This window comes from Novosphingobium sp. IK01, from assembly GCF_033242265.1.
Classification (GTDB): domain Bacteria; phylum Pseudomonadota; class Alphaproteobacteria; order Sphingomonadales; family Sphingomonadaceae; genus Novosphingobium; species Novosphingobium pituita.
Map to the genome: position 1 here is coordinate 1,159,870 of NZ_BTFW01000001.1, position 13,143 is coordinate 1,173,012.

General features: G+C 66.0%; 10 protein-coding genes and 1 other annotated feature. Of the genes, 8 read left to right on the forward strand and 2 right to left on the reverse strand.

Translation table 11 applies throughout. The features are described 5' to 3' along the window. Nucleotides 1-2: 2 nt before the first annotated feature. The 6 genes from atpA to SBI20_RS05550 all read left to right on the forward strand — a co-directional run bounded on the left by atpA (nucleotide 3) and on the right by SBI20_RS05550 (nucleotide 8,314). On the forward strand, nucleotides 3-1,532 hold the full coding sequence (gene atpA, locus SBI20_RS05525; RefSeq protein ID WP_317974112.1) for a F0F1 ATP synthase subunit alpha: 1,530 nt from the start codon (nucleotides 3-5) through the stop codon (nucleotides 1,530-1,532). A 96-nt stretch (nucleotides 1,533-1,628) separates the two neighbouring features. Next, nucleotides 1,629-2,516 carry a F0F1 ATP synthase subunit gamma gene (locus tag SBI20_RS05530; RefSeq protein ID WP_317974113.1) on the forward strand — a complete coding sequence of 296 codons (888 nt, stop codon included), beginning with the start codon at nucleotides 1,629-1,631 and terminating at the stop codon, nucleotides 2,514-2,516. A gap of 30 nt (nucleotides 2,517-2,546) precedes the next feature. Further along, complete coding sequence (atpD, locus tag SBI20_RS05535) at nucleotides 2,547-3,998, forward strand: F0F1 ATP synthase subunit beta (protein ID WP_317974114.1); 1,452 nt, start codon at nucleotides 2,547-2,549, stop codon at nucleotides 3,996-3,998. 81 nt (nucleotides 3,999-4,079) lie between these two features. Beyond that, nucleotides 4,080-4,334 carry an ATP synthase F1 subunit epsilon gene (locus SBI20_RS05540; RefSeq protein ID WP_317974115.1) on the forward strand — a complete coding sequence of 85 codons (255 nt, stop codon included), beginning with the start codon at nucleotides 4,080-4,082 and terminating at the stop codon, nucleotides 4,332-4,334. Between the two features lie 245 nt (nucleotides 4,335-4,579). Beyond that, nucleotides 4,580-6,568 carry a putative bifunctional diguanylate cyclase/phosphodiesterase gene (locus SBI20_RS05545; RefSeq protein ID WP_317974116.1) on the forward strand — a complete coding sequence of 663 codons (1,989 nt, stop codon included), beginning with the start codon at nucleotides 4,580-4,582 and terminating at the stop codon, nucleotides 6,566-6,568. Nucleotides 6,569-6,644: 76 nt separating this feature from the next. Continuing rightward, nucleotides 6,645-6,700, forward strand: a sequence feature (sul1 is cis-regulatory element that is thought to sense ions involved in sulfur or methionine metabolism; They are found in Alphaproteobacteria). A gap of 132 nt (nucleotides 6,701-6,832) precedes the next feature. Beyond that, entirely contained in the window at nucleotides 6,833-8,314 is a 1,482-nt protein-coding gene (locus SBI20_RS05550) for a SulP family inorganic anion transporter (RefSeq protein ID WP_317974117.1), read from the forward strand. On the opposite strand, the gene SBI20_RS05555 is transcribed toward SBI20_RS05550, so the two are convergent. Further along, a complete protein-coding gene (locus SBI20_RS05555) occupies nucleotides 8,315-9,187 on the reverse strand; it encodes a helix-turn-helix domain-containing protein (protein WP_317974118.1) in 873 nt (290 codons plus the stop codon). A gap of 160 nt (nucleotides 9,188-9,347) precedes the next feature. On the opposite strand from SBI20_RS05555, the gene pobA reads away from it, so the two are divergent. Together pobA and SBI20_RS05565 are read left to right on the forward strand one after the other, a co-directional pair. Next, nucleotides 9,348-10,517: a 4-hydroxybenzoate 3-monooxygenase gene (gene pobA / locus SBI20_RS05560; RefSeq protein WP_317974119.1), complete on the forward strand. Its 1,170-nt coding sequence runs from the start codon at nucleotides 9,348-9,350 to the stop codon at nucleotides 10,515-10,517. A 204-nt stretch (nucleotides 10,518-10,721) separates the two neighbouring features. Continuing rightward, nucleotides 10,722-11,393: a response regulator transcription factor gene (locus SBI20_RS05565; protein WP_317974120.1), complete on the forward strand. Its 672-nt coding sequence runs from the start codon at nucleotides 10,722-10,724 to the stop codon at nucleotides 11,391-11,393. On the opposite strand, the gene dld is transcribed toward SBI20_RS05565, so the two are convergent. Continuing rightward, nucleotides 11,394-13,139 carry a D-lactate dehydrogenase gene (dld, locus tag SBI20_RS05570; RefSeq protein ID WP_317974121.1) on the reverse strand — a complete coding sequence of 582 codons (1,746 nt, stop codon included), beginning with the start codon at nucleotides 13,137-13,139 and terminating at the stop codon, nucleotides 11,394-11,396. Nucleotides 13,140-13,143 lie beyond the last annotated feature (4 nt).

A 13,143-nucleotide genomic window follows, 5' to 3' on the forward strand; every position in this document is an offset into this window, starting at 1 on the left:
CGATGGAAATCCGCGCCGCTGAAATCTCTAAGGTCATCAAGGACCAGATCGCCAGCTTCGGTACCGAGGCCCAGGTCTCGGAAGTCGGCTCCGTGCTCTCGGTCGGTGACGGCATCGCCCGCATCTACGGCCTTGATCAGGTCCAGGCCGGCGAAATGGTCGAATTCGCCAACGGTGTGCAGGGCATGGCCCTCAACCTCGAAGCCGACAACGTCGGCGTCGTGATCTTCGGCTCGGACGCCGAGATCAAGGAAGGCGACACCGTCAAGCGCACGAACACGATCGTCGACGTTCCCGTCGGCAAGGGCCTGCTGGGCCGCGTGGTCGACGCGCTGGGCAACCCGATCGACGGCAAGGGCCCGATCGTGGCCGCCGAGCGCCGCCGCGTCGAAGTGAAGGCTCCGGGCATCATCCCCCGCAAGTCGGTCCACGAACCCGTGCAGACCGGCCTCAAGGCGATCGACGCCCTGGTTCCCGTGGGCCGTGGCCAGCGCGAGCTGATCATCGGTGACCGCCAGACCGGCAAGACCGCCGTTGCGATCGACACCTTCATCAACCAGAAGGCCGCCAACGCGGGCAACGACGAAGGCAAGAAGCTCTATTGCATCTACGTCGCCGTCGGCCAGAAGCGCTCGACCGTGGCGCAGATCGTCCGCCAGCTCGAAGAAAACGGCGCGATGGAATACTCCATCGTCGTGGCCGCGACCGCTTCGGAACCCGCTCCGCTCCAGTACCTGGCGCCCTACACCGGCTGCGCCATGGGCGAGTTCTTCCGCGACAACGCGATGCACGCCGTGATCGTGTACGACGACCTTTCCAAGCAGGCCGTCGCCTATCGCCAGATGTCGCTGCTGCTGCGTCGTCCTCCGGGCCGCGAAGCTTATCCGGGCGACGTGTTCTACCTGCACAGCCGTCTGCTCGAACGTGCGGCCAAGATGAACGACGACTTCGGCGCCGGTTCGCTGACCGCCCTGCCGATCATCGAAACCCAGGCGGGCGACGTTTCGGCCTACATCCCGACCAACGTGATCTCGATCACCGACGGCCAGATCTTCCTTGAAACCGGCCTGTTCTACCAGGGCATCCGTCCGGCCATCAACGTGGGTCTGTCGGTTTCGCGCGTCGGTTCGTCGGCCCAGACCAAGGCGATGAAGAAGGTCGCCGGGTCGATCAAGCTCGAACTGGCCCAGTACCGCGAAATGGCGGCCTTCGCCCAGTTCGGTTCGGACCTCGACGCCTCGACCCAGAAGCTCCTCAACCGCGGTGCGCGCCTGACCGAGCTGCTCAAGCAGCCCCAGTTCTCGCCGCTCGGCTTCGAAGAGCAGACCTGCGTGATCTTCGCGGGCACCCAGGGCTACCTCGACTCGGTTCCCGTGTCGCAGGTCACCGAATACGAAGCCGAACTGCTCAGCTTCCTGCGCACGCAGAAGGCCGACCTCCTCGCCGAGATCCGCGACAGCAAGGACCTGGGCGATGGCGCCAAGGCCAAGCTGAAGGAAGCGCTCGAGGCTTTCGGAAAGCAGTTCGCCTGAGGGCCAGATCGCCTGAAGACAAGACACCAACCATCCCCCCGGCCATCCGCGCATCAGCAAAGGACGGGCCGGGGGTGATGAAGTGGAGATAGACGAGTGGCCTCGCTCAAGGAACTCAAGCTGCGGATCAACTCGGTCAAATCGACCCAGAAGATCACGAAGGCCAAGCAGATGGTCGCCGCGGCCAAGCTGCGCAAGGCGCAGGCGGCTGCCGAGGCCGCGCGCCCCTATGCCGGTCGTCTGGCCGATGTCATGGCCAGCCTGGCAAGCAAAGTGCAAGTCGGCGAGGGCAGCCCCAAGCTGCTCGCGGGAACCGGCAAGGACCAGATTCACCTTCTGGTCGTCGCCAATTCCGACCGCGGCCTGTGCGGCGCGTTCAATGCCAATATCGTCAAGGCCGCCAAGGCCAAGGCGAACGAACTGATTGCCCAGGGCAAGACCGTTCACTTCTACCTGATCGGCCGCAAGGGTCGTCCGGCCATCCGCCGCGACTTCCCCAACGCGATCGTGGGGCACTTCGACACGACCACCGTGCGCGAAGCCGGCTTTGTCGAAGCCGAGAAGATCGCCGGGGAACTGCTCGCCCTCTACGAGGGTGGCAAGTTCGACGTGGCGCATCTGTTCTTCTCGGAATTCCGCAGCGCCCTGCACCAGATCCCGACCGCGCAGCAGATCATCCCCGTGCCCGCTCCCAAGGCGGACACCCGGAGCACCGCCAAGGCTGATGGGGCCGTGGTCGATTACGAACCCGACGAGGAAGCGATCCTTGCCGATCTGCTGCCGCGTTACCTGCGCGTGCAGATCTTCGGCGCGCTGCTCGAAAACATGGCCAGCGAACAGGGCGCCTCGATGACCGCGATGGACAATGCCACGCGCAACGCCGGCGAACTGATCAAGAAGCTGACCATCCAGTACAACCGCAGCCGCCAGGCCGCGATCACCACCGAACTCGTCGAAATCATCGCCGGCGCCGAAGCGCTTTGACGACGACCAAGCAGGCAAGGAAAGACTAGAATGGCAACCGCACCTGTCATCACCCCGACCGGCAAGATCAGCCAGGTCATCGGCGCCGTCGTCGACGTTCACTTCGACGGCGAACTGCCGGCCATCCTCTCGGCTCTCGAGACCTACAACAACGGCAACCGCCTGGTTCTCGAAGTCGCCCAGCACCTGGGCGAAGGCACCGTCCGCACGATCGCCATGGACTCGACCGACGGCCTCACCCGTGGCCAGAGCGTGACCTCGACCGGCGCGCAGATCTCGGTGCCCGTCGGCCCCAAGACGCTCGGCCGCATCCTCAACGTCGTGGGCGAGCCCATCGACGACAACGGCCCGGTCGGCGCCGACCAGTTCGCCCCGATCCACGCCAAGGCTCCCTCCTTCGTCGACCAGTCGACCGAAGCGGCGATCCTGGTCACCGGCATCAAGGTCATCGACCTTCTCGCGCCTTACGCCAAGGGCGGCAAGATCGGCCTGTTTGGCGGCGCGGGCGTTGGCAAGACCGTGCTCATCCAGGAACTGATCAACAACATCGCCAAGGGCCACGGCGGCGTGTCGGTGTTCGCTGGCGTGGGTGAACGTACCCGCGAGGGCAACGACCTCTACCACGAATTCCTCGACGCGGGCGTTATCGCCAAGGACGCCGAGGGCAACCCGACCTCGGACGGCTCGAAGGTTGCGCTCGTGTTCGGCCAGATGAACGAACCGCCGGGCGCCCGCGCTCGCGTCGCGCTCTCGGGTCTGACCATGGCCGAGTACTTCCGCGACCAGGAAGGCCAGGACGTGCTGTTCTTCGTCGACAACATCTTCCGCTTCACCCAGGCGGGTTCGGAAGTGTCGGCGCTGCTCGGCCGTATTCCTTCGGCGGTGGGCTACCAGCCGACCCTGGCGACCGACATGGGCGCGCTCCAGGAACGCATCACCTCGACCACCAAGGGCTCGATCACCTCGGTTCAGGCGATCTACGTTCCGGCCGACGACTTGACCGACCCTGCGCCGGCCGCTTCGTTCGCCCACCTCGACGCTACCACCACGCTCTCGCGCGCCATCTCGGAACTCGGCATCTATCCGGCGGTCGACCCGCTGGACTCGACCAGCCGCGTTCTCGAACCGCGCATCGTGGGTGCCGAGCACTACGAAACCGCCCGTCGCGTCCAGGAAACGCTCCAGAAGTACAAGTCGCTTCAGGACATCATCGCCATCCTGGGCATGGACGAACTGTCGGAAGAAGATAAGCTGACCGTGGCTCGCGCCCGCAAGATCCAGCGCTTCCTCTCGCAGCCGTTCCACGTGGCCGAAGTGTTCACCGGCATCTCGGGCAAGTTCGTGCAGCTCGAAGACACCGTCCGCTCGTTCAAGGCGGTTGTCGACGGCGAATACGACCACCTGCCCGAAGCAGCCTTCTACATGGTCGGCGGCATCGAAGAAGCCGTCGAGAAGGCCAAGAAGCTGGCTGCCGAAGCCTGATAACAGACACCTTGCCCCCCGCCGCCCGGCTCGCCTCGAAGAGGCCTGTCGAACACGCGGGGGGCCAAAGGGAATAGTGCGATGCTCAACTTCGAACTCGTCACCCCGGCCCGCCTCGTCCGCTCGGAAGCGGTGTGGCAGGTTGTCGTTCCCGGCACCGAAGGCGAATTCGGTGTGCTGGAAGGCCACGCGCCGTTCATGTCGACGGTGAAGGACGGCACGCTCAAGGTCTATCGCACCCAGGGCGGCCAACCGGAAGAAATCCGCGTTCAGGGCGGCTTTGCCGAAGTGAACGACAAGGGCCTCACGGTCCTGGCCGAGCACGTCGAAGGCTGATCCAGCCTTTCTCGTGACGCCTGAAAAGGGCCGGTTTCCCGCGCGGAAACCGGCCCTTTTCACGTCTGCGATCCGCCTCGATCCCATCCGGCACGAGGCGTGCCCGGCGCCGGGCGGGGCCATGTTGCCCTTGACACGTGAGGATCGCCCCAGGAAAACCCCTTAGGCGTTCCTCGCGGTCCCTTTACCCTTCGGCGTCATACCCGGTGGGCAGGCACAGCCTGAAACCCTGAAGGAGAAGGCCCTTGCGATCATGGTGGCCGGTCCGTTGGTTTGCGGAAATCGGCAGTGATCCGGCACTGGCCGTGCCCCAGGCGGTCAACCTGCAAAAGCAGGTGCCGCTGCTCTATGGGCTCCTGCTGATCAATTCGCTGGCCGTGGCGATCACCCATCGCGGGCAGGCGCCGTTCATGCTCACGGTGAGCGTTCCGGCCGTGCTGTTCACGATTTCGGTGGTGCGGATGGTCCACTGGCTGCGCCGGGCACGGCTGGGGCCGCCCTCGCCCGCGCTGGCACGGCGCCAGTTGCGCACGATCACCGTTCTCGCCGCGCTGATGGCGCTGGCCTATATCCTCTGGTCGCTGGCGCTCGCGCCCTATGGCGGCCCCCTCGTGCAGGCCCATGTCGGGCTCTATATCTCGACCACGGTAATCGGTTGCATCTTCTGCCTGCTGATCCTGCCCCAGGCCGCGCTGCTGGTGGCCCTCACCGTCCTGCCCGCGTTCATCTACATGTGCATCGAACGTCAGGAACTGACGCTGGTGACGATCGGCATCAATGTCGCGCTGGTGCTGGGCGTGTTGCTGCGCGTGCTTTTCAACACCTTTTCCTATTTTCGCAATCAGGTGCTCTCCGCCACCCTGCTCGCCAGCCAGCATGCCGAATTGCAGCGGCTGAATGAGGAAAACCGCCGGCTCGCCCTGACCGACAGCCTGACCGGCCTTCCCAACCGCCGCCAGTTCCACGCCGACCTCGACCGCCTGACCGCACAGGAAGGTCGGGCGCCCTTTGCCATCGGCGTGCTCGACCTCGACCGTTTCAAGCCGATCAACGATACCTATGGCCATCAGGTCGGCGACCGCCTGCTCACCGCGATTGCCGCCCGCTTGCGCGCGATGACCGGCCCGCAGATCATGGTCTACCGCCTCGGCGGCGATGAATTCGGCCTGATCGACACCGACCTGCCCTCCTTCGAGAATACGTGCGAGCGCCTGCTCCAGCAGGTCAAGGCGCCCTTGCACATCGGCGAAATCGTCCTGCGTGTGGGGGGATCGCTGGGCATCTCGCGCTTTCCCGAGGCGGGCACTACCGCCACGGATCTTTTCGACCGCGCCGACTATGCGCTCTATCACGCCAAGCACGTCAATGGCGGGGGCATGTGCGTGTTCACCGCCGCGCTCGAAACTGCCGTTCGGGCCAACCGCGCGATCGAGCGCGCGCTTCAGGCCAGCAGCTTCGAGGACGAACTCTCGATCGTGCTGCAACCCATCATCGCGCTGGACACCGGCCATCTGGGCGGGGTGGAAGTGCTCGCCCGCTGGACCAATCCGCATCTGGGCGAGATTTCGGCAACCGAATTCATCGCCATCGCCGAGCGCTCGACCGCGATCCATTCGATCACCCGGACCGTGTTCCGCAAAGGGCTGAAGGCCGCGCAATGCCTGCCCGCCCACGTGGCGCTGTCGTTCAACCTCTCGGTCTGCGACCTCGGCTCGGCCACGACCCTGGCCTTCATCCGCCGCGAAATCGAACTGGCGGGCATCGCGCCGGGCCGGATCTGGATCGAGGTGACCGAAACGGCGGTCATGCGCAATGCCGAGGCCGCCGCAGGTGCGCTCCAGGCCTTTCGCGACATGGGCATACGCATCGCGCTCGACGATTTCGGCACGGGCTATTCGAGCCTTGGCTATGTCCAGACACTCCCGCTCGACAAAGTGAAGATCGACCGCAGCTTCGTGCGCGCCATCGATGGGGAACGCGGCTGCACGATGACACGCGCGGTGATCACCTTGTGCCACACCATCGGGCTGGCCTGCGTGGCCGAAGGGGTGGAATCCGCCAGCCAGTGTGCGCTGCTCAGGCAGGCGGGCTGCGAATATGCCCAAGGCTATCTGTTCAGCCATCCCCTTCCGCTCGAAACCCTGCTCGCCCGTTGCACCGACCCCGATGCCGACTGGCGCCCCGCCCTCGGAGAAATCACCCCGCAAACCGATCGCGGGGCCGCCGCAGCCTGACCGATCCGGCACCACCGGACGGAAAAGGCCCGACGGTTGCCGGATATGGCCGGGCTTGCTAACATGAGGGCATTCGTATGGACCCGGTGAAATTCCGGGTGGCTATTCCGGCCGCCGATCCGCCGGACAACGCAATTCGCATATTATGGCCGCGTGACAGGCCCCATGGCTGTTCCATGGCCTCCGTGGGCCGCTGGCTGGTCGCGCCGCCGGGCTTCATGCCACTGGCGCACGCAATGCGATTTTCGTGGACTTTCCCGTTTCATGGCTTCGACCTTTCTTGATCACTATCGCGCCGAATGGTTCGACGGGGTTGCCGCCGCGCGGCGCGACATCCTGGCCGGGCTGGTCGCCACTTTCGCGCTCATTCCCGAAGTGATCGCCTTTTCCTTCGTGGCCGGGGTCGACCCGCAGGTCGGCCTGTTTGCCTCGTTCGTGATCGGCATTGTCATTGCGATCTTCGGTGGGCGCCCGGCGATGATCTCGGGCGCGGCGGGCTCGGTGGCGCTGGTGGTGGGCGTGCTGGTCAAGGCCCACGGCCTGCCCTATCTTCTGGCCGCGAGCGTGCTGGGCGGGCTGCTCCAGATCGTGTTCGGGCTGCTGCGGCTCGACGTGCTCTTGCGCTTCGTTTCACGCTCTGTCCGCACGGGCTTCGTCAATGCGCTGGCGATCCTCATCTTTTCGGCACAAGTCCCGCAATTGCTGGGGGTCAGCTGGCACACGTATGCGCTCGTCGCGCTGGGGCTGGCGATCATCTACCTGCTGCCGCGCCTGACCCAGGCGGTGCCCTCGCCGCTGATCTGCATCCTCGTCCTGACCGGGATCACCATGGCCGTGCCCATGCCCGTGCGCACGATTGCCGATCTGGGCCAGTTGCCTGCGGGCCTGCCCGCCTTCGCCCTGCCGCACGTGCCGTGGACGTTCGAAACGCTGGTCGTGGTCGCGCCCTATGCGCTGGCGATTGCCGCCGTGGGCCTGCTCGAATCGCTGATGACCGCCGCGGTCGTCGACGACCTGACCGAGACCACCAGTTCCAAGGCCCGTGAATGCACCGGCCTTGGCCTTGCCAACATGGCCGCCGGGCTCTTTGGCGGGATCGCCGGGTGCGGCATGATCGGCCAGACGGTGGGCAATGTGCGCTATGGCGGGCGCGGACGCCTCTCGACGCTGATGGCCGGGGTGTTCCTGCTGGTCGTGCTGGTGCCGCTGCGCCCGTGGGTCGCGCAAGTGCCCGTGGCCGCGCTGGTGGCGATCATGATCATGGTTTCGGCCAGCACGTTCGCGTGGGGCTCGCTGCGCGATCTGGGCCGCCATCCCAAAGTCTCGGGCGTGGTCATGCTGGCGACCGTCGCGGTGACTGTCGCCACCCACGATCTGGCCGCCGGGGTCATCGTGGGGGTCATGCTCAGCGGGGTGTTCTTCGCCTTCAAGGTCACGCGCATGATGCATGTGACGGTCACCTACGACAAGGCGAACGACACCCGCGTCTATACCGTGGCGGGGCAGGTCTTCTTTGCCAGTGCCGGAATCTTTGCCGACAGCTTCGACTTGCGCGAGACGGCCAAATCGGTGCGGATCGACCTTGCGGCGGCGCATTTGTGGGACGTGACCGCCGTGGGCGCGCTCGACGAAGTGGTCGCCCGCCTGCACCGCCATGGCACCCATGTCGAACTCGTCGGCCTCAACCAGGCGAGCGCGGTTCTGGTCGATGCCCATGCCCCGCAGGCGCGCGAAGCGGCAACCTGATCACCGGACTCCGCCCGATGCGCGCTCCTGCGCCGGGCGCCGTCCGGTGAGGCGAAGATAGAACCGCGAGAAGTAGGACGGGTCGTCAAAGCCCAGTTCGGCGGCCACTTGCGCGGCGGTGGCATTGGTATAGCGCAAGAGCCGCCGTGCCTCGCTCACGAGGCGGCGGTGGACCACATCCATCGGCGTACACCCCAGCCGCGCGGCGGTCAGGCGCGAGAGCGTGCGCGGGGTCATGCCCAACGCGGCGGCATAGAAAGCCAGATCGCGGTGGCTGCGGAAATGAACCTCGACCAGCCCGGCGAAACGGTCGATCCGGGGATCGGGCGCAGGCCCCCGTTCGGAAGTCTCCTGCACGATGCAGCGCGCCAGCGCCTCGGCCAGGGCCAGTACGAGCGGGTCGCTCCAGCCGTGATCGGCGCGGGCCGCAACCTGCAAGGCCAGCATCTCTCCGGCCAGCCATGCGGCACGCCGTGCCGGTTCAGGCGCGAGCGGCGCGGCCTGTCCGCGCGTCAGCACGCGATGGAGGCCATCGCCTTCCCCCCGCCCTCGCCCCCGTCCCGCAAAATCGGCGCCGAGCGTGACGACATGGCCTTCCACGTCGGCGGCAAAGACGAAGCCGTGGACGATGCCGGGCGGAACGACGACCGCCAGCGGCCCTTCCAGCGCCTGCACGGCCCCGTCGAACGAGATCCGCACCTGTCCCCGATGCACCAGCAGCATCTGGACGAAATCGGCATGGCGATGGGGCTTGATCTCCCAGTCGTTGAGCGAGGAGCGCGCGGCAATCGTCTCGATATGGGCAAAACCGCTGTCGATGGCGGGTTCGCGCTCGCCATAGAGGGTATAGCTGGGAATGGCAGGGCGGACCATCGATCTGTCCTCAAAGTACCAGCAAATGTCGCCTCCATGCCTTCCCGTATGGAAGGGCCGCTGTCAAGTTTCGGGCATGAGCCCGCCAGAGCGGACAAGGCCCGGACACGACGCGCCTTTCCCTCGAAAAAATGCGGGTCGAACGGGAGAGACGAACCTCATGAAAACCCAGGTTGCAATCGTTGGCGCGGGGCCCGCCGGGCTTCTGCTGGGCCATCTGCTGAAGGTCGAAGGCATCGACTGCGTGATCGTCGAACGGCAAAGCGGCGACTATGTGCTCAGCCGCATCCGCGCCGGGGTGCTGGAGGCGATCACCGTCGAGCTGATGGAGCGCCTCGGCCTCGACGCGCGGCTCAGGGCCGAGGGCCTTGTCGAGGAAGGCTTCAACCTGGCCGATGGCGAGCGGCTGATCCGCATCGATGTCGCCAATCTCACCGGCCAGACAGTCACCGTCTATGGCCAGACCGAAGTGACCCGCGACCTGATGGACGCCGCCCCCGAACGGGGCCTGCCGATCTTCTACGAGGCCGCCGATGTCGCGCTCCACGCCATAGAAAGCGATGCGCCATGGCTCTCGTTCACCCACGAAGGCCGGGCCCGGCGCCTCGACGCACGCTTCATCGTGGGCTGTGACGGCTTCCACGGCCCCTCGCGCCGGGCCATTCCCGCCTCGGTCGGGCGCGTGTTCGAGCGGGTCTATCCGTTCGGCTGGCTGGGCATCCTCGCCGATGTCCCGCCGTGCAACGACGAACTGATCTATGCCAACCACGCGCGCGGCTTTGCCCTCGCCTCGATGCGCAGCGCCGCGCGCAGCCGCTATTACATCGACGTGCCGCTGACCGAACGGGTCGAGGACTGGGACGACGAACGGCTGTGGGACGAACTGGGCATCCGCCTTGGCCCCGAGGCCGCCGCGCGGATCACGCGGGGGCCTGCCATCGAGAAGTCGATCGCGCCCTTGCGCTCATTCGTGTTCGAACCGATGCGCCATGGCAGCCTGCTGCTCTGTGGCGACGCGGCCCATATCGTGCCGCCGACCGGGGCCAAGGGGCTCAATCTGGCCGCCAGCGACGTGCATTATGCGGCGCAGGCTCTCTGCGCGTTCTTCAAAACCCATGATGCCGATGCCATTGCCGGGTATTCGGCCAAAGCCCTGGCGCGGGTGTGGAAGTCGGAACGGTTCAGCTGGTCGCTCACCAAGCTCATGCACCGCTTTCCCGATGATGGCCCGTTCGAGCGGGCGATGCAGGTCGCCGAACTCGACTATATCGCCGGCAGCCGGGCGGCGCAGACCAGCATTGCGGAGAACTATGTGGGCCTGCCGGTTTGATCGGGCGGACAGCGCGGGGGCCCGGACCGGGTCCGGGGCCCTGCGCCACGCCTGCTCCAAGTCGGTGAAACAGCGGGACAAGACGCCCGATTGCCGCTCACGACACGAAGTTTCCCGTCAATGTGACAAATACCCTCCAACCGTCACAGGCCCGTCACAAACTGCCGACACAAGGCGCGCAAGTGTTCATCCCGCGGGCAAACCATGCGCCAGATCGATATTCTTCTGACCAATCCGCTTGAGGGCGGACATGACAGTTTCGCCCATGGCGACCTGAAAGTGGTGTTCCATCCCTGGCGCTGGAACGGGCCGCTGCCGCTGCTCGACGGGCGCCCCTGGGCCTTTGTCGACTGGCTGCTGCCCGAGCTTTCGGGGCTGGAACTGTGCCGCCGCCTTCGCTGCGACCTCCAGACCGAGCAGGCCCATGTGACGATGATCCTCGAAGAGGACGATGCCGAAGCCAAGCGCCGGGCCATGCGCGCAGGCGCCGACGACTATATCGTCGGGCCGATCGACCGGGGCACCGTGCTCGACCGCGTGCTCTCGGTGCAATTGCCCGAGCGCGAGATCGTCGCGCGCACGCTGCGGCTCGGCGATCTCAGCCTCGACCTGACGGCGCTTCAGGCGCGCTGGAAGGACAAGGCCATTGCCCTGATGCCCAACGAACTGCGGCTGTTGCGCTATCTGATGGAACAGCCCGGACAGGTCTTCTCGCGCGCGCAACTGATCGCCGCGCTCGGCAAGCAGACCCAGCCGATCGACGAGCGCACCGTCGATGCCTGGGTCAGCCGGCTGCGCCGCGCGCTGCGCGAGGTGGGCGCGGGCTATCCGCTGCGCACGGTCCGCGCGCTCGGCTATGTGCTCGACAAACCCTGATTACGGATTGGGCGCGCGCGCATCGCGGCAGGTGTGCCCGATGCCGGGATTGAACACGTTGCAGGGATCGAGCGCCGCATAGTGATCGGCCAGCGCGGGCTTGGCGTGGTAGAGATGGCCGACATTGTGCTCGGCGGGATATTCCGCGCCGCGCCGGTCGAGCAGGGGCAGCATCGCTTCTTCGAGCGCCATGCAATCGGTGCCCTTGGCCACGATGTAGTCCTGATGGAAGACATGGCACAGGAAGTGGCCATAGTAGAGCTTGTGGAGGATCGGCCCCTCGATTTCGGGCGGCAGGGTCTCCACCCAGTCCTCGCAATTGCGCGGCAGGGCGATGTCGAGCGCGACGATGTTCTCCACCGTATCCCCATGGACCGCGCGATAGCGGTTGGCCGCGCCCGCCGCGGCAAAGCGGTGGAGAAACGCGCCTTCGGCCTCAGCCGGGGTACATTCGAAGAAATCGCCGCTGGCTGACGGGAAATGCGCCTCCAGCCATGCTTTTGCCTCGGCAATGCCCTCGTCGGCCATGCGCAACAGCAGGTGATGCTCATAGCGGTCGCGCCATTCGACAAGGCGCGGCGGCAGGTGCGAAGGCAGCAGGTTGGCGGCGAACTGGATCACCTTGTCCGACCATCCGGCCGGCACGAACGGCAGGCCATCGATGCGCGCCTTGGCCGCAAACAGCGCGGGGATGCGGTCGGTCCCCAGCTTCTGGATGGCAAGGTAGGTATCCTTGCCATAGCGCGCGGCGATGTCGAAGCAGGTGCGGTGCATATATTCACCCGCCACCGGCAGATGGGCAAACCCGCCCAGGATCGCGCGGCGCAGCGCGGTCAGTTCCGCCGGATCGTTGGTGCCGATGTAGAAAACGCGGGTTTCCTTGTCCTTTTCAAACGTATCGAGGCGGACGGCGAACAGCATGACTTTGCCCGCGCTGCCCGAAGCCTCGAACAGACGGCCCGGATCGGCGTTGAAACGAGCGGGCGTATCGGCATCGATCTGGCGGACATGCCCGGCATAGCCATGGTCGCTTGCCGCGCGCGCGGGAGCCAGATCGATCTCTTCGGGCGTGAATCCGCCGCGTTCGAGGCGGGCAAGCATCGCCTCGGCCTCCTCGCCCAGTGCGATACCCAGATGGTTGACGAGTTCGAGCTGCCCGCGCGCATCGACGCGGGCATAGAGCGCCATCTCGCTATAGGCCGGTCCGCGCCGCACCAGCGCGCCGCCCGAATTGTTGCAGATGCCCCCCATGACCGAGGCCCCGATGCACGACGAGCCGATCACCGAATGCGGCTCGCGCCCGAGCGGGCGCAACAGGGCCTCCAGTTCATAGAGCGTGGCCCCCGGCAGGCAGACCACCTGCCGCCCCTGATCGATCAGGTGAATGCCGTGAAGGCGGCGCGTCGAGATAATCACCACCGGGCGATCATAGGTGCCATCGGGCGTCGATCCGCCGGTCAGGCCGGTGTTGGCCGCCTGGGTGATCACGATCACCCCCGCCGCGACACAGGCGCACAACACCCGCCATTGCTCGACAAGGCTGCCGGGCTGCACCACCGCCAGCACCGGCCCCGCGCCAAACCGGATGCCATGGGAAAAGCCGCGCGTGGCCCCTTCCCCGGTCAGGACATGGGCCCGGCCCACCAGCCCCTCAAGCCGCGCGACAAGCCCTTCGGCATCGACCGGCTGGCCGGAAACCGGGACATGGCTGGCACTGGCAACTGGCGGAACATTCGCGAAGGTCATGCTT